General features: G+C 67.6%; 14 protein-coding genes. 10 read left to right on the top strand and 4 right to left on the bottom strand.

The features are described 5' to 3' along the window. The first annotated feature begins 109 nt into the window (after positions 1-109). Positions 110-1,669 carry a glycosyltransferase family 87 protein gene (locus QIT00_RS18640; RefSeq protein ID WP_282536418.1) on the top strand — a complete coding sequence of 520 codons (1,560 nt, stop codon included), beginning with the start codon at positions 110-112 and terminating at the stop codon, positions 1,667-1,669. A 104-nt stretch (positions 1,670-1,773) separates the two neighbouring features. On the opposite strand, the gene QIT00_RS18635 is transcribed toward QIT00_RS18640, so the two are convergent. The 3 genes from QIT00_RS18635 to QIT00_RS18625 form a co-directional block, all read right to left on the bottom strand. After that, positions 1,774-2,805: an alanine racemase gene (locus QIT00_RS18635; protein ID WP_282536417.1), complete on the bottom strand. Its 1,032-nt coding sequence runs from the start codon at positions 2,803-2,805 to the stop codon at positions 1,774-1,776. Between the two features lie 81 nt (positions 2,806-2,886). Continuing rightward, a complete protein-coding gene (locus QIT00_RS18630) occupies positions 2,887-4,005 on the bottom strand; it encodes a lipid II:glycine glycyltransferase FemX (protein WP_282536416.1) in 1,119 nt (372 codons plus the stop codon). A gap of 213 nt (positions 4,006-4,218) precedes the next feature. After that, positions 4,219-4,533 (bottom strand): hypothetical protein, encoded by a 315-nt coding sequence (locus QIT00_RS18625; RefSeq protein ID WP_282536415.1) that lies wholly within the window; start codon positions 4,531-4,533, stop codon positions 4,219-4,221. Between the two features lie 264 nt (positions 4,534-4,797). On the opposite strand from QIT00_RS18625, the gene rpsF reads away from it, so the two are divergent. The 4 genes from rpsF (at position 4,798) to rplI (ending at position 6,579) form a co-directional block, all read left to right on the top strand. Further along, positions 4,798-5,088 carry a 30S ribosomal protein S6 gene (gene rpsF / locus QIT00_RS18620; protein ID WP_006604399.1) on the top strand — a complete coding sequence of 97 codons (291 nt, stop codon included), beginning with the start codon at positions 4,798-4,800 and terminating at the stop codon, positions 5,086-5,088. A 75-nt stretch (positions 5,089-5,163) separates the two neighbouring features. Further along, positions 5,164-5,763 (top strand): single-stranded DNA-binding protein, encoded by a 600-nt coding sequence (locus tag QIT00_RS18615; RefSeq protein WP_282536414.1) that lies wholly within the window; start codon positions 5,164-5,166, stop codon positions 5,761-5,763. Between the two features lie 114 nt (positions 5,764-5,877). Then, the gene (gene rpsR / locus QIT00_RS18610) at positions 5,878-6,114 is read left to right on the top strand and encodes a 30S ribosomal protein S18 (protein WP_003949403.1); all 237 of its coding nucleotides are present in this window, start codon (positions 5,878-5,880) and stop codon (positions 6,112-6,114) included. Between the two features lie 18 nt (positions 6,115-6,132). Further along, positions 6,133-6,579 (top strand): 50S ribosomal protein L9, encoded by a 447-nt coding sequence (gene rplI / locus QIT00_RS18605; protein ID WP_282536413.1) that lies wholly within the window; start codon positions 6,133-6,135, stop codon positions 6,577-6,579. A gap of 175 nt (positions 6,580-6,754) precedes the next feature. Here rplI and QIT00_RS18600 read toward each other — a convergent pair whose 3' ends face one another. After that, positions 6,755-8,104: an MATE family efflux transporter gene (locus QIT00_RS18600; RefSeq protein ID WP_282536412.1), complete on the bottom strand. Its 1,350-nt coding sequence runs from the start codon at positions 8,102-8,104 to the stop codon at positions 6,755-6,757. 460 nt (positions 8,105-8,564) lie between these two features. On the opposite strand from QIT00_RS18600, the gene dnaB reads away from it, so the two are divergent. The 5 genes from dnaB to QIT00_RS18575 all read left to right on the top strand — a co-directional run bounded on the left by dnaB (position 8,565) and on the right by QIT00_RS18575 (position 16,898). Beyond that, on the top strand, positions 8,565-10,034 hold the full coding sequence (gene dnaB, locus QIT00_RS18595; protein ID WP_282536411.1) for a replicative DNA helicase: 1,470 nt from the start codon (positions 8,565-8,567) through the stop codon (positions 10,032-10,034). 238 nt (positions 10,035-10,272) lie between these two features. Beyond that, positions 10,273-10,983, top strand: a complete 711-nt coding sequence (locus tag QIT00_RS18590) for a TnsA-like heteromeric transposase endonuclease subunit (RefSeq protein ID WP_282536475.1) — start codon at positions 10,273-10,275, stop codon at positions 10,981-10,983. Further along, on the top strand, positions 10,980-13,124 hold the full coding sequence (locus tag QIT00_RS18585; RefSeq protein ID WP_282536410.1) for a helix-turn-helix domain-containing protein: 2,145 nt from the start codon (positions 10,980-10,982) through the stop codon (positions 13,122-13,124). Before QIT00_RS18590 ends, QIT00_RS18585 begins: the two co-directional genes overlap by 4 nt. Further along, a complete protein-coding gene (locus tag QIT00_RS18580) occupies positions 13,117-14,244 on the top strand; it encodes an ATP-binding protein (protein WP_282536409.1) in 1,128 nt (375 codons plus the stop codon). Before QIT00_RS18585 ends, QIT00_RS18580 begins: the two co-directional genes overlap by 8 nt. Then, entirely contained in the window at positions 14,241-16,898 is a 2,658-nt protein-coding gene (locus QIT00_RS18575; RefSeq protein WP_282536408.1) for a TniQ family protein, read from the top strand. Before QIT00_RS18580 ends, QIT00_RS18575 begins: the two co-directional genes overlap by 4 nt. Positions 16,899-16,935 lie beyond the last annotated feature (37 nt).

The following is a 16,935-nucleotide window of genomic DNA, read 5'->3' as shown; positions in this document are numbered from 1 at the left end:
GCCGCTGAAAGGCCGACCCGGCGCGTGTTTCACGTGAAACGAGGGCCGTCGCACCCCAGGGTGCGGCGGCCCTCCGTATGTCCCCAGGCCCGTACGGCAGGATGACCCCATGACGAGCAGCACGAGCCCGAACCCGAGCGCGCCGCACTCGCAGCCCCAGGGGGACGGTGCGTCCGCCCTCGAATCCACCGGGCCCGTCCCGGTGGTCGCGCCCACCAGACAGGACGAAGTCGCCCGGGCGGGCAGCGAGTTGATCGGTGGGCCGCTGGGGCGCAGGGTGCTGTTCGGGGCGGGGTGGTGGACCCCGGTGCGGGTCATCGCGCTCGTCGCCCTCGGGATGTTCGCGCTCGGCATGGTGCAGAAGCTGCCCTGCTACAACGGTGCGTGGTTCTACGGCTCCGGCTCGCAGTACACGCACGCCTGCTACTCCGACATCCCGCACCTCTTCGCCGGACGCGGCTTCGCCGAAGGGCTCGTGCCGTACTTCGACAAGCTCTCCGGGGACATGGAGTACCTGGAGTACCCGGTCCTCACCGGGGTGTTCATGGAGGTCGCCTCCTGGGTCGTGCCCGACGGCGGCACGATTCAGCACCGTGAGCAGATCTACTGGCTGGTGAACGCCGGGATGCTGATGGTGTGCGCCGTCGTCATCGCGGTCTGCGTCACGCGCACCCACCGCCGCCGCCCCTGGGACGGCCTCCTCGTCGCGCTCGCCCCGGCCTTCGCGCTCACCGCGACCATCAACTGGGATCTGCTCGCCATCGCGCTCACGGCGGCGGCCATGCTGATGTGGTCGCGGGGGCGGGCGGTGGCCTTCGGTGTACTCCTCGGGCTCGCGACCGCCGCCAAGCTCTATCCCGTACTGCTGCTCGGCCCGCTGCTCGTGCTGTGCCTGCGGGCCGGGAAGTGGCGGGAGTTCCTGGCCGCGGCCGCCGGGACGGCAGGCTCCTGGCTGGTCGTCAACCTGCCGGTGATGCTGCTCGCGCCCGAGGGGTGGAAGAAGTTCTATACGTTCAGCCAGGAGCGCGGCGTCGACTTCGGCTCGTTCTGGCTGATCCTGCAGCAGCGCAGCGACAACGCGCTCGACACCGACACCGTCAACACCCTCGCGACGCTTCTGATGGCCCTGGCCTGCCTCGGTATCGCCGGGCTCACCCTGACCGCCCCGCGCAGGCCCCGCTTCGCCCAGCTCGCCCTGCTCGTCGTCGCCGCGTTCATCCTGACGAACAAGGTCTACTCACCGCAGTACGTGCTCTGGCTGATCCCGCTCGCCGCGCTCGCCCGGCCGCGCTGGCGGGACTTCCTGATCTGGCAGGCCGGCGAGGTCGTCTACTTCCTGGGGATCTGGCTCTACCTCGCCTACACGACCAGCGGTGACCAGCACCAAGGCCTCCCGCAGGAGGGCTACCAACTCGCGATCCTGGCGCACCTGCTGGGCACGCTGTACCTCTGCGCCGTGGTCGTACGCGACATCCTCATGCCCGAGCGGGACGTGGTCCGCCGCGACGGCTCCGACGACCCCTCGGGCGGCGCCCTGGACCGGGCGCCCGACGCGCTCGTCATGGGCAGAGCGGCCCACCCGCCCCGGCATGCCGCGGCGGCGGTGAGCGGCGGTACGTACGTCGCCTGGGGCGCCCGGCAGAGCGCAGCTGAGGACAGTTCGCCCTGAGCGAACGGTGCCGCCAGTAGAACGCGAAGGGCCGGCCGCGGAATCCGCGGCCGGCCCTTCGCCGTACTCGAATGATCAGCGGTCGACTCGTTGAACCCGAACGATCAGCGGTCGACCAGGCGGTCGAACTGCGTGGTGGTGTGCCGGAGATGGGCCACCAGCTCCTCGCCGACCTTCGGCTCCGGCGCGTCCGACGGCACGAACAGGATCGACACCTGCATGTGCGGCGGCTCCGCGAACCACCGCTGCTTGCCCGCCCAGACGAAGGGCGCCAGGTTCCGGTTGACCGTGGCGAGGCCGGCGCGGGCCACCCCCTTGGCGCGCGGCATCACACCGTGCAGCGCCTTCGGCGCCTCCAGGCCCACGCCGTGCGACGTACCGCCCGCGACGACGACCAGGTAGCCGTCCGAGGCGGTCTTCTGCTGGCGGTAGCCGAAGCGCTCGCCCTTGGAGACCCGGGTCACGTCGAGGACGGAGCCGCGGTACTCGGTCGCGTCGTGGTCGCCCAGCCAGAGCCGCGTACCGATCCGCACGCGGAAGCGGGTCTGCGGGAACTGCTGCTGCAGCCGGGCCAGTTCCTGCGCCGAGAGGTGGCTCACGAACATGGTGTGCAGCGGAAGACGGGCCGCGCGCAGCCGGTCCATCCACGCGATGACCTCCTCGACGGCGTCCGAGCCGTCGGTGCGGTCGAGCGGCAGATGGATGCCGAAGCCCTCCAGGCGCACGTCCTCGATGGCCGCGTGCAGCTGCCCGAGCTCCTGCTCGCTGACGCCGTGCCGCTTCATCGAGCTCATGACCTCGATGACGACCCGGGCGCCCACCAGACCGTGCACGCCCTCCACGGACGAGACCGAGCGGATCACGCGGTCCGGCAGCGGAACGGGCTCCTCGCCCCGGCGGAACGGTGTGAGGACGAGCAGGTCACCGCTGAACCAGTCCTTGATGCGGGCCGCTTCGTAGGTCGTGCCCACGGCGAGCATGTCGGAGCCGAAGCGGGTCGCCTCGTCCGCGAGCCGTTCGTGCCCGAAGCCGTAGCCGTTGCCTTTGCAGACGGGCACGAGGCCCGGGAACTGTTCGAGCACCTGCTTGTGGTGTGCCCGCCAGCGCGTGGTGTCGACGTAGAGCGTGAGCGCCATGGCCGGTCCCGGAACCTTTCTTGTGTGCCGTATGTGTCTGCGGTCTTTGCGGTCTTGGAGTGCGGGGGTAATTGTGCTCGGTCAGCGCTTCGACATGTAGATCTCGAGCGCCTTGTGCAGCACCTTGTTGAGCGGGAAGTCCCACTCGCCGATGTACTCGACGGCCTCGCCGCCGGTGCCGACCTTGAACTGGATCAGGCCGAAGAGGTGGTCCGACTCGTCCAGGGTGTCGGAGATGCCCCGCAGGTCGTAGACGCTCGCGCCGAGCGCGTACGAGTCCCGCAGCATCCGCCACTGCATCGCGTTGGACGGCCGCACCTCACGCTTGTGGTTCACGGAGGCGCCGTACGAGTACCAGACGTGGCTGCCGACGGTCAGCATCGTCGCCGCGGCCAGCGGCTCGCCCTCGTGCTTGGCGATGTAGAGCCGCATGCGGTTGGGGTCCTCGGCGTTGAGGGCCTTCCACTGCCGCTGGAAGTAGCTGAGCGGACGCGGCCGGAACCGGTCGCGCTCGGCTGTGATCTCGTACAGCTCCTGCCAGACCGGAAGGTCGTCGTAGCCGCCCTGGACGACCTCGACGCCGGCCTTGTCGGCCTTCTTGATGTTGCGGCGCCAGAGCTGGTTGAAGCTCTTCTGCACCTCGTCGAGCGAGCGGTTGGCGAGCGGCACCTGGAACACATAGCGCGGCTGTACGTCACCGAAGCCGGCACCGCCGTCCTCGCCCTGCTGCCAGCCCAGCTTCCGCAGCCGGTCGGAGACTTCAAAGGCACGCGGCTCGATCACATCGGCCTCGATGTCCCGCAGACGCTTCACGTCCGGGTCCTGGATGCCCTTCTTGATGGACGGCGCCTCCCAGCGGCGGATCACGACCGGCGGGCCCATCTTCACCGAGAACGCGCCCTGCTGCTTCAGATGCGCCAGCATCGGGTTGAGCCAGTCCTCGAGGTTCGGCGCATGCCAGTTGATGACCGGGCCCTCGGGGAGGTACGCGAGGTAGCGCTTGATCTTGGGCAGCTGGCGGTAGAGCACCAGGCCGACGCCGACCAGCTCACCGGCCTTGTCGAACCAGCCCAGGCACTCGGAGCGCCATTCGTTCTTCACATCAGCCCACGCCGGGACCTGGCAGTGGCTAGCCGACGGCAGGCTCTGGATGTATGCCAGATGCTGCTCTCGGCTGATGGTCCTCAGGGTCAGGCTCATGCGGGGCGCTCCTCGGCTGGTGTGTCCCCATGGGGCAGGGGCTTCCGGCTCACCGGCCGAAGCCTACTGCGCCCGGGGAGCGCCCCGACTGGCCGTATGGCCGTATACGCGGGCTCGGGCTGCCCGGGGAGTTCCCGGGCAGCCCGAGCAAGTTCCGTCAGGAGCCGTCAGGAGCCGTCAGGAGCCGTCAGGAGCCGTCAGGCCGTCAGCGCGTCAGCCGAACACTCCCCCGAACAGCCCGCCGTGCGCCATGCCCAGGAAGAAGCCGATGGCCGCAGCTCCGAGCCCGATCACCATCAGGAAGCGCTCGCGTGTGGTCTCGCTGATGTACTGCCCGTACCCGCCCGTGATGATCCCCACGAGTCCCGCCCAGGAGCTGAGCAGATGCAGGTGGTGGAACATCGCCGTGACGAACGCGACGAGCCCGAGGACCAGCGTCACGGCGAGGAGCGTGTCCTGGACGGGGTGTGGCTTCCCATCCGTGGCGAGGAGGGAGCTTGCCGTGTTCCTACGTACTGCCTGTGCCATGAGGCACCTCCTGGCAAGAGGCGGCGCATCGTAGCGCCATGGACACCCGATGTGTACAGATTGCGGCCCCTGACCTCTTGATTTCAACCGGAAGGCGACGTGCGGGTACTCTGTACCGTCTGCACCGGTGTCTGCCCAGGCCACAGCACGCGCCCCGTTCGCGGGAGCCGATTGTCAGTGGTGGCCGATACCGTTGCGTACGCATCACGACCCTCCTGCCACGGAACGACCGTGGCCGCTGAGTCCAAAGGAGGTGGGTTCTACATGCGTCACTACGAGGTGATGGTCATCCTCGACCCCGATCTCGAGGAGCGCGCTGTCTCCCCGCTGATCGAGAACTTCCTCTCCGTCGTCCGTGAGGGCAACGGAAAGGTCGAGAAGGTCGACACCTGGGGCCGTCGTCGTCTCTCGTACGAGATCAAGAAGAAGCCCGAGGGCATCTACTCGGTCATCGACCTGCAGGCCGAGCCTGCGGTCGTCAAGGAGCTCGACCGCCAGATGAACCTGAACGAGTCGGTCCTCCGGACCAAGGTCCTCCGTCCCGAGACCCACTGAGCTCACTAGCTCAGCGGAAACCGGGATTCGAGTAGCAGCAAGCAGCCAGCAGCAAACCCGCCGAGAGGTTCCCCCATGGCAGGCGAGACCGTCATCACGGTCGTCGGCAATCTTGTCGACGACCCCGAGCTGCGCTTCACCCCCTCCGGTGCGGCGGTCGCGAAGTTCCGTGTCGCGTCCACTCCCCGCACCTTCGACCGGCAGACCAATGAGTGGAAGGACGGCGAAAGCCTGTTCCTGACCTGCTCGGTCTGGCGTCAGGCGGCGGAGAACGTCGCGGAGTCGCTCCAGCGCGGCATGCGCGTCGTCGTGCAGGGCCGTCTGAAGCAGCGGTCGTACGAGGACCGCGAGGGCATCAAGCGCACGGTCTACGAGCTGGACGTCGACGAGGTCGGCGCCAGCCTGCGCAACGCCACGGCCAAGGTCACCAAGACCAGCGGTCGCGGTGGCCAGGGTGGTTACGGCGGCGGTGGCCAGCAGGGCGGCGGCGGTGGCGGCGGCTGGGGCGGTGGCCCCGGTGGCGGTCAGCAGCAGGGTGGCGGCGGTGCTCCCGCCGACGACCCCTGGGCGACCGGTGCGCCGGCCGGCGGCGGTCAGCAGGGCGGCGGCGGTGGCGGCTGGGGCGGAAGCTCCGGCGGCTCCGGCGGCGGCTACTCGGACGAGCCCCCCTTCTAGGGATCGCCCCCTTCTAGGGATCGCTCCCTTCCAGGGATCGCTCCCTTCCAGGGATCGCTCTCTCACGGGGCGTGGCTCGCACTCCACACTTCTTGATCACACAGGAGAAACACCATGGCTAAGCCGCCTGTGCGCAAGCCGAAGAAAAAGGTCTGCGCTTTCTGCAAGGACAAGGTCACGTACGTGGACTACAAGGACACGAACATGCTGCGGAAGTTCATTTCCGACCGCGGCAAGATCCGTGCCCGCCGCGTGACCGGCAACTGCACCCAGCACCAGCGTGACGTCGCCACGGCCGTGAAGAACAGCCGTGAGATGGCGCTGCTGCCCTACACGTCCACCGCGCGATAAGGGAAGGGTGACCGAAACATGAAGATCATCCTCACCCACGAGGTCTCCGGCCTCGGTGCCGCGGGCGACGTCGTCGACGTCAAGGACGGTTACGCTCGCAACTACCTGATCCCGCGGAAGTTCGCTATCCGCTGGACCAAGGGTGGCGAGCAGGACGTGGCGCAGATCCGCCGCGCTCGCAAGATCCACGAGATCCAGACCATCGAGCAGGCCAACCAGATCAAGGGCCAGCTTGAGGCCGTCAAGGTTCGCCTTGCCGTCCGCTCCGGCGAGGCCGGTCGCCTCTTCGGTTCCGTCACCCCGGCTGACGTCGCTTCGGCGATCGAGGCCTCCGGCGGTCCGAAGATCGACAAGCGTCGCGTCGAGCTGGGCTCGCCGATCAAGACGCTGGGCGCCCACGAGACGTCCGTGCGCCTGCACCCCGAGGTGGCCGCCAAGGTCAACATCGAGGTCGTCGCCGCGTAAGCGTCGCGCTCGGCATTGCTGAGTCGAAGAGTTGGGCCCGCACCTTTCGGGGTGCGGGCCCAACTCTTTTGTTCGTACGAGGGGTTGGAGGCGGGGCGTTCGGCCGGGTGTGGCGCTGTTTCACGTGAAACGGCGGGAGTTCGGCCGCGTGTGTGGCGCTGTTTCACGTGAAACGTCAGCGTGTGGCGCCCGTGACGATCCAGCGCCCCGAGCGGGCCCGCAGCCACAGGGTGATCATCCGTACCGCCATCATCAGCGCCATCGCTCCCCAGAGCGCGGTCAGTCCACCACCGAAGGACGGTACGAGCAGGGCGACCGGCGTGAAGACGGCCAGCGTGGCGAGCATCGCCCAGGCCAGATACGGGCCGTCGCCCGCGCCCATCAGCACCCCGTCGAGCACGAAGACGACACCGGAGACCGGCTGGGACACGGCCACCACGAGCAGGGCGATGAACGCGGCGTCCTGGACTGTGGTGTCGCTGGTGAACAGCGGCAGGAAGACCGGCCGCGCGGCGACCACAAGGAGCCCCAGCACGACGCCGGAGGCGACGCCCCACTGCACCATGCGGCGGCAGGCGTCGCGGGCGCCGTCGGTGTCGCCCGCGCCGAGATAGCGGCCGATGATCGCCTGCCCGGCGATGGCGATCGCGTCCAGGGCGAAGGCGAGCAGGCTCCACAGGGTCAGGATGATCTGGTGGGCGGCGATATCGGCGTCCCCGAGGCGCGCGGCGACCGCGGTGGCAATGATCATGATCGCCCGCAGCGAGAGCGTACGGACGAGGAGCGGGGCCCCGGCCTGGGCGCAGGCGCGGATTCCGGCGGCGTCCGGGCGCAGCGAGGCGTGGTGGCGCCGGGCCCCGCGGACCACGACGACGAGGTAAGCGACCGCCATGCCGACCTGCGCGATGGCCGTGCCCCAGGCGGATCCTGCGATGCCGAGCCCGGCGCCGTAGACGAGGCCGACGTTCAGGAGTGCGTTGGCGACGAAGCCGGCGATGGCGACGTAGAGCGGGGTCCTGGTGTCCTGGAGGCCGCGGAGGACGCCGGTGGCGGCGAGGACGACGAGCATCGCCGGGATGCCGATGGCGGAGATCCGCAGATAGGTGATCGCATGCGGGGCGGCGGTCGCGGAGGCACCGAAGAGGTCGATGACGGCCGGGGCGGTCGGCACGATGACAGCGACGACCGCGACGCCGATGAGCAGGGCGAGCCAGATGCCGTCCATGCCCTGGCGGATCGCGGACTGCATGTCACCGGCGCCGACCCTGCGGGCGACGGCGGCCGTGGTCGCGTAGGCGAGGAAGACGAAGATGCTGACGCCCGTCATCAGGAGGGCGGAGGCGACGCCGAGGCCGGCCAGCTGGGCCGTGCCGAGGTGGCCGACGATGGCGGTGTCGGCCATGACGAAGAGGGGCTCGGCGACCAGCGCTCCGAAGGCCGGCACGGCGAGCGCGATGATCTCGCGATCGTGCCGTCTGCGGACGGCCTTGGGTGTGGCCTCGGGGGTGGAAGGAGCCTGGGTCATGGGCTCCAATGTAATCTTCCACAGGTAATGGACGCAATGTGATTCTGACCCTTACTGCAGGGCTGGCCCGGGTCGTCGTGCGACGTCGGTCGCCCTGATCTTGCCCCGGTTCCGCAACTTTTTCCTATGCACAGCCGGGGGACAACAAAAGCCCAGGTCAGAACCTGTTCTTCGGAAGGTCTGAGGGCTTGTTCACAGCGCTGTCCACCGGGTCGTGCACAGGATTCGGCGAGTTCTCCACAGCATAGGGTCCTTCATCCACAGAGCCTGTGGATAACCAGATTGGCTGACGTTGCCCGCGGGCCTACCGTGGTCCGGCGCCCGCCCCGTTTTCCGCTCCAGGAAACCCCCACATAACCAACGCGACAGAAGCGGAGTTGGGTCTCTGGTTTGTCAGTGCCGTGCCGTAGAAAGAGTGGGCACGGCGAGGTCCGCTCGGCGGACGGGAGGAGGTGGCCCGGTGACGGTGTCCGAGCCCTTGGAAGGCCCCTGGACCGACAGCGGTCCCGGTGACCGGCTGCCCGTCACCCGCCAGCGCAGGGACGGCGGCCGCGGCCGCGACGACCAGGACAGAGGCGGGGACGGCCCGTGGGACGGCGGCTCGGCCTTCGAGCGCGTGCCCCCGCAGGACCTGGACGCCGAGCAGTCGGTGCTCGGCGGCATGCTCCTCTCCAAGGACGCCATCGCCGACGTCGTGGAGGTCCTCAAGGGCCACGACTTCTACCGCCCGGCGCACGAGACGATCTACCAGTCGATCCTCGACCTGTACGCGAAGGGGGAGCCCGCCGACCCGATCACCGTGGCGGCCGAGCTCACCAAGCGCGGCGAGATCACCAAGGTCGGCGGCGCCTCCTATCTGCACACCCTGGTCCAGACGGTCCCGACGGCGGCCAACGCCGAGTACTACGCGGAGATCGTCCACGAGCGCGCCGTGCTGCGCCGCCTGGTCGAGGCCGGCACACGCATCACGCAGATGGGATACGCGGCGGACGGCGACGTCGACGAGATCGTCAACAGCGCCCAGGCCGAGATCTACGCGGTCACCGAGCAGCGCACCACCGAGGACTATCTGCCGCTCGGCGACATCATGGAGGGCGCGCTCGACGAGATCGAGGCGATCGGCTCCCGGTCCGGGGAGATGACCGGTGTGCCGACGGGCTTCACCGACCTCGACCAGCTCACCAACGGCCTGCACCCGGGCCAGATGGTCATCATCGCCGCCCGTCCCGCGATGGGTAAGTCCACGCTGGCGCTCGACTTCGCGCGGGCCTGCTCCATCAAGCACAACATGCCGAGTGTGATCTTCTCGCTCGAAATGGGGCGCAACGAGATCGCGATGCGTCTGCTCTCAGCCGAGGCGCGGGTGGCGCTGCACCATATGCGCTCCGGCACGATGACCGACGAGGACTGGACCCGCCTCGCCCGCCGGATGCCCGACGTCTCGGCGGCCCCGCTCTACATCGACGACTCCCCGAACCTGTCGATGATGGAGATCCGCGCCAAGTGCCGCCGCCTGAAGCAGCGCAGCGACCTGAAGCTCGTCGTCATCGACTACCTCCAGCTGATGCAGTCCGGCGGCTCCAAGCGCGCCGAGAGCCGCCAGCAGGAGGTCTCGGACATGTCGCGAAACCTCAAGCTCCTTGCCAAGGAGCTGGAGCTCCCGGTGATCGCGCTGTCGCAGCTGAACCGTGGCCCCGAGCAGCGCACGGACAAGAAGCCGATGGTCTCCGACCTGCGTGAGTCCGGCTCCATCGAGCAGGACGCGGACATGGTCATCCTGCTGCACCGCGAGGATGCGTACGAGAAGGAGTCGCCGCGCGCGGGCGAGGCGGACATCATCGTGGGCAAGCACCGTAACGGCCCGACGGCCACGATCACGGTCGCCTTCCAGGGCCACTACTCGCGCTTCGTGGACATGGCGCAGACCTGACGGATCGGTTTGTAGGTTCTCAGATTCCGTGTCCTTTTCTCACCGGGGATGTCCACCGCGTGTCCAAAAGGACATGGAGGTGAGAATCATGCCTCTTGATCGAGTGATTCCCCTCTTCGTGTACAGGACTGTCCCGGTCGTCATCAGCGTGCGTGACTAGGGCAGGACCCCAGCGTTCGGCGGCCAACGGGGCCGCTTCGGAGTACACGGGGTCGGTCCGATGAGTACAGCGGTGGCCATGCCAGTACGGCTGAGCGTCCGGCGCAGTGACGAATCCACGGCAGAGGACCTGGAGTGGCAGTCGGTGCCGCTCGGATTACTGCGTGAGGCCCGCCCATGGCGGACGTTTCGCTGGTACAAGGGGCAGCAGCATTACTCAGGTACGTACTGGTCGGCGACTGTGGGCGACCATGTGATCTACGAGTCCCGGCTGGAGTTGGGTCGGCTGCTGTTCGCCGACTTCGCCCCTGAGGTGCGGCACATTGTCGCCCAGCCGTTCCTGCTCAAGGCTGACATCGACGGCAAGGTCCGTAAACACATCCCGGACTACCTGCTGTTGACTGATGCCGGCCCGCTGGTCGTGGACGTCAAGCCTCGCCACCGGCTGGAGAAGCCGGAGGTCGCCTTCACGTTCTCCTGGACGCGAGAGGCGGTCACTTCGCGGGGGTGGCGCTATGAGGTGTGGAGCGAGCCGGACCCAGCCGTGCTGGAGAACATCCGATTTCTTGCTGGCTACCGGCGCGACTGGCTGTTCGCCCCCGACATGGTCGGCGCCTTGATGGCCGAGGATCTGGACGGGATGTTGCTGGGCAACGCCTTTCGGCTACTGCCTGACTGTCCTCGCCCGCTGGTGAAGTCGGCGGTGCTGCACCTGCTGTGGTCCGGGCACGTCACGACTGCGTTGGACCGGCCGCTGAGTGCGGGGCACGTGCTGCGGAGAGCTGCATGAGCGGTGCGGGGACGAAGCTGGGGGTCGGGACGCATTTCCGCCTGGACGGTGAGACGGTCGAGGTTGTGGATTTTGCCATCCTGGCCACGGGCATGGAGGTCATCCTCAAGGACGGCCGCGGCCGACTGGCCCGGATGTCGGTGCGTGAGCTGCTGACCTCGGATCGCGCCGAACTGATCCACGACAGAACGGGCCCGTCTTCCACCGATGACGAAGACCTCGCGGCCGTGGTGCTGAGTCGGCTGACCAAGCACGAGAAGAAGGAAGTTCTGGAACGTGCCGAGCATGTCCGGGAGATGATGACGGGATACCGCTCCGGCAGTGAGCATCTTGCGCGCCCGGATGAGCCGCGCCCTCAGTACGCCCCGGCCTTGCCTCTGAAGGCCCGGTATGAGGCCAAAGCCGCAGAACTGGGGGTGACCGACCGGACGGTGCGCAGGTGGGCACGCGCGTTCCGTGAGCTGGGCGAGGCGGGACTGGTGCCGAAGACTGCGCAGGCGGACGACGGACTTGGCGGTGCCGATCCACGTTGGGTCGAAGCGGCGGTGGAGGTGCTGAAGGAGTACGAGGAAGAGTCGCGGCCCTCGGTGAGGGTAGTGCTGGAGGAGGTCGAGGCCCGCGTCAAGACGAAGTTCAAGCTGGTCAAGGTGCCGGTGCCATCGCAGGCGACGGGCTATCGATGGATGAAGGAGCTGGAACGGCGCTATCCGACCTTCCGGCTCAGTACCCAGCGCAACCGGGATATCGCTGACCGCCCGAAGGGCGTCTACGGGAAGCTGCGGCCCACGCGTCCGGGCGAGTACGTGCTGATGGACACCACGCGGCTGGACGTGTTCGCGCTCGATCCGGTGACGCTGCGATGGATGCAGGCGGAGCTGACCGTCGCCATGGACTGGTACACCCGCTGCATCATCGGTCTGCGGGTGACTCCGGTGTCGACGAAGGCCATCGACGCGGCGGCCGTGCTCTACCAGGCATACCGTCCCCAGCCGGTGCCGGAGAGCTGGCCGAGGGAAGCGGCCTGGCCCGAGCACGGCATTCCGCGCGGGGTGCTGGTGGAAGCCGAGGTCGTGCATGGGCCCGCCACCGGGGTCTGGGGGCCGAAGGTGGCCCCAGAGACGTTGATCGTCGACCACGGTAAGATCTACCTCTCGGCGCATCTGACCAGCGTCTGCCGCCGGATGGGGATCTCGGTGCAGCCGGCGAGGCTGCGCACGGGCCGGGACAAGGGTCCGGTCGAGCGGTTCTTCCGGACCCTGCGGGAAGACCTGCTACAGAGGCTGCCTGGCTACAAGGGACCCAACATCCACTCGCGTGGCTTGAACCCGGAGAAGGACGCCTTCTTCTTCCACCACGAGCTTGAGGCGATCATCCGGGAGTGGGTCGCGGTGGACTATCACCGCACGCCACATGAGGGATTGCTCGACCCCCACTTGCCGAAGGTGGAGCTGTCTCCGGCGAGGATGTTCGAGCACGGTCTTGCGCGGGCGGGCTACATCGAGGTGCCCCGCGACCCGCACCTGGCTTACGAGTTCCTCGACGTCACGATGCGCACGGTCCAGCACTACGGCGTCGAAATCAACGGACGCCGCTACAACGGCGGCTGCCTCGACGGGCTCCGGGACATGGGCGGCTCCGACATCGACCTGGACAAGCGGCGGCTGGAGTTCTTCGCTGATCCCGACGACGCCACCCGGATCTACTTCCGGGACCACGACCGCGTCTGGCACACCCTTGAGTGGGAACACGCGCCCAGCCTGGACATGCCGCTGAGCGAGGAAGCGCTGCAGTTCGCCCGACGCCTGGCGGCGAAGGAGTACACCTATCCCGACGAGCGGCTCGCCATCACCCTGCTGCTGAAGCGGTGGAACCTCGGCCTGGGTACTTCCCTGGTCGAACGGCGGATGGCCCTGCGGCTCTCCCGCGAACAGGCCGCCTTGGATCTTCCGGCGCCGCGAGCCGGCGCCGTCAGTTCGCTGCCGTCGGTCGCCCGCGTGCTGTCCCTGCCCGCACAGGCCGAGCCTCCGGCAGCCGAAGCCGCCCAAGTGGTGGAAGAGGGCGATGACGACGGGGACAGCCTCGAAGAACTGGACGAGGAAATCGACTTCTACGCAACCGCCTTGAAGGACATCGATGACTGACCGGAAGCGTTCCGAGGATGACCTCCAAGCCAAACTCGATCACCTCACGCTGTCCCGCAAAGAAGGCTTCCGGCGCCTGGTGGACGCTCCGTCGCGGTCCCGCCCCGAGCACCTCACCCGCCGTCAGTTGTCTCTTCTGGGGGAGGAAGGCCGTGCTGACTACGACCGGCGCCGCCGCAAATGGCACGCGAACCTCGGGCCCCTGCGCACCCCGCAGATGGAAGCCCTGCACGAGGACCTGTGGGACATCATCGACAGCAACGAGCAGGACAGCGACAAGGTCAAAGGCAGCATCGCCATTGACGCCTTCCCCGGCCTGGGCAAGACCACGGCCGCCCTCGCCTTCGCTAAACGGCTCCACCGGCGTGTGATCGAGGAGGAGGGCGAGTACACCGATCAGGGACATGAGCGGTGGCCGGTCTGTCGAGTGGGCCTGACCAGCAACACCAGCATGCGCGACTTCAACCGGGCGATCCTGGAGTTCTTCGCCCACCCCGGACGCTTCCGCGGCACCGCCACCGACTTCGGCTTCCGCGCACTCGACTGCGTCCTCTCCTGCGAAACAACGCTCCTGATCGTCGACGACCTGCACTTCCTGCGCTGGAGGAACCGGACCGGAATCGAGGTGAGCAACCACTTCAAGTACATCGCCAACGAGTTCCCCGTCACCCTGCTCATGATCGGCGTCGGACTGCAGGCGCGGGGCTTGTTCGACGAGGGCGACAGCTACGAAGACGCCGTACTTGCCCAGACGGGACGCCGCACCACCCGGCTGGGCATGAAGCCCTTCACCATCGACACTGAGGAAGGACGCACAGACTGGCGCAACACCCTCCTCGCCATCGAGGAACGGGTCGTCCTGGCGGACAAGTACCCCGGCATGATCGCGGACGATCTGTCCGACGAGCTCTTCGCCCGCAGCACCGGACACATCGGCTCCCTCATGACACTGGTCAACCGTGCCTGTCAGAGAGCCGTACGCACCGGGGCCGAACGGATCGACCTCGAACTGCTGTCGAAGGTCAAGAACGACGCCGCCTCCGAGAAAGGAGGCGAAGAACTTCGACAGGCCTTGGCCGCAGGGCGGCTGGTCAGCAAGCCCAAGAAGAAGGCAGCGTGAGCACACTCCGATCCCTGCCGATCACGGTCCCGCCGTTGCCCGGTGAAGCGCTGGACTCGTGGTTCGAGGTGATCGCACACCGCATGCGGACCCCCTTGAGCGACCTGCTGCCAGCACTTGGCCTGGCCCGACGGGTCGACGCCGGCGACTGCCACCGCGACATCCCAGCCCGCTGGGCGATCCTGCTCCGTGACAACGAAGCCGCCGGCATCTCTCACGCCACAGGCGTGAACCCCCAGGTTCTGCACGCGATGACGCTCGCACACTTCGACGGCCGAGCACTCAAGATCAAACGGGAAACGAGACAGGTCAGCCGATGGCACCACTGGGGACGCCAGGCCGGATCACGCTTCTGCCCGGACTGCCTGGCCGAGACGAAGGGCCGGTGGAAGCTGAGCTGGCGACTGGGCTGGATGTTCGCCTGCCTCGATCACAACCGCTTGCTCGCCGACGCGTGCTCCCAGTGCCATCAAATGCCCTGGAAACGGCTGCATCAGCAGCGCTATGTCCCGGAGCCGGGAACATGCGCCTTCCCAGGCCAACAGGGAGAACCCGGCAGGAGGCACCGACGCTGCGGCTACCGACTCTCCGAGGTCGCAAGCATCGAGCTTGGGCCCGGGCACACGCTGCTGACGGCACAGAAGCTGCTGACGGAGATCGCGGAGAGGGATTCGGCAGAGTTCGGCGTCTACGCGAGCACTCCACGGAGCTTCTCCGCATTGGAAGCGCTTGCTGATCTTCGCGCCCTCTCCTCCCGGCTCCTGGCCGACGCCACGGACAGTGGTCTGGTCAACGTCCTGCCGCACGACACGCACGAAATCTACGAGGGCGTGAAGGGGTTTCTTCCCGAGCTCGTGGGCGCCGTTCCTGCCCGGCGAAGCCTGACCGCACCCGTCCAGGCCATCGGGATCGCCGCCGCCCTCCGAGTCCTCGGGCAGTCCGATGTCCATGCAGCCGGCCGTGAGCTTCGGCACTTCGTCGCTGCCGAAGACCCCTCAGAAACGCTCAGGCGCCTGACGGGCTTCCACAGGATGTACGGCATCACTCCGCTGCTGAGCGCCGTCCAGCTGACAGCGCAGGAACCGATGCTGCGACCGAGTGATCAGCTCCGCTACCGGCTTCCGGCCTTCCTCCCCTCCAGACCGTTCCCGCGCGGAGGCGTGGCGGACCAACGGGTTCACAAGATTCCCTCGTGCTTCTGGCCCGGTTGGTCCGTCCTGCTGTCGCCGCCGCAAGGCGCATACACCCGGACATTCCGTCCTTGCCTGTCCGCTTCCCTGGCTTTGGTGGGCACACGGGACGACCTCAGAGTGATCACACGGCGTCTCGGCGGCGTGACCACCCGGCAGATGACCTCGAAAATCCTGCAGCTCTTGCATGCACAGGGGCTCTGGTCAGTCGTCAACACGGCACTGGTGCGCCTGGCGGACTACCTCGACGCACACGAAGTGCCCATCGATTACCAGCGCCGCCGCATGGTGGACTACACCGATCTCCTCCCTGAGGCCCGATGGCGCCAGATCTGCGACGATGCCGGCGTCCAACCCGGCCAGGGACGCCGTCTCACCGTCGCGCGAAGCACACTCTTCGAGCAGATGAGCGGACTCCCAGCCCACCTCGCCCCCGCCCACTTCGCGATCACCCGCGCGATGGACCGCCCGCACGTGAACTACTTCGCCGCGTTCCTGACACCTGAAATCAGAGACGGACTGCACCGCGCTGGAGCCGACTTCCTCGCACAGAAAGGCATCGAGGGCGAACCCTTGGCCTGGGAACCGCCGACGGTGATTGCCGACGGCTTGGAAACGGCAGGTCATGACCTGGAGAAGATCGACATCAGCCGTCTTCACCACATGATCCGTTCGCCGTCCATGACGACGAAGCAGGCTGCCCGCGAACTCGGCACGTCGCACGAAGCTGTCCGAGTCCTGCTGCACCGATTTCCCGCACCGGCCCAGCCGAGGCCACGAAGTCGTCGGCGGAACGACGGCGAGGCCATGCGAATCGCGAAACAGGCCTTCCCGCCGGACGAGTTCCGGCGGCTCTACTACACAGAACGTCTCGGCCTCCGCCAGATCGCGGACCTCGCTGGCGTCAGCCGCAACGTCACGAGGCGTCTCGCCGAGCAGTACGGCATCGAGGTCCGCGAGCCCAACGCAACAGGACCGCGCAAGGGCTACGTCGACGGAGCATGGCTCCGCGAGCAGTACTTGGTCCGCGGCCGACCCCTGGCAGAGCTCGGCCGCGAGAAAGGCCTCAGCCCCACGACCATGACCCGATGGGCCAAGCTGCACGGAATCCCCGTGACCAAGGTGAACGGGCACACCCGCCCCGAACTCGCGCAGCTGGCAGCTCAGGCCAGCAAGGCACCGGAGATCCTCCGTCCTGCCTTCACGGGGCCAGGCGCATGGGACCGCCTCCGCGAGTTCGCTGCCCTGTCGCGCTACCGCACACTCAAGGAAGCCGCCGAAGCACTCGGAACCCATCACACGGCCCTGATCACGAGAGTCGGAAGACTGCGTCGCGAGATCGGACACCCACTCCTCACCCGTGCAACCACGGCGTCACCAATGAAATTGACCCCGATCGGCGAAGCCGTAGTCGCAGCGATCCATGCGGCGGCAGAACCAGGACTTGTCCCGCCGATCATGTGACCAGTCCGTGTCGGGACGCCGCGCACGGGACAGCGGA

The sequence above is a fragment of the Streptomyces luteolus genome (genome assembly GCF_029968015.1).
GTDB lineage: Bacteria > Actinomycetota > Actinomycetes > Streptomycetales > Streptomycetaceae > Streptomyces > Streptomyces luteolus.
This window is presented reverse-complemented; position numbering and strand designations above follow the sequence as displayed.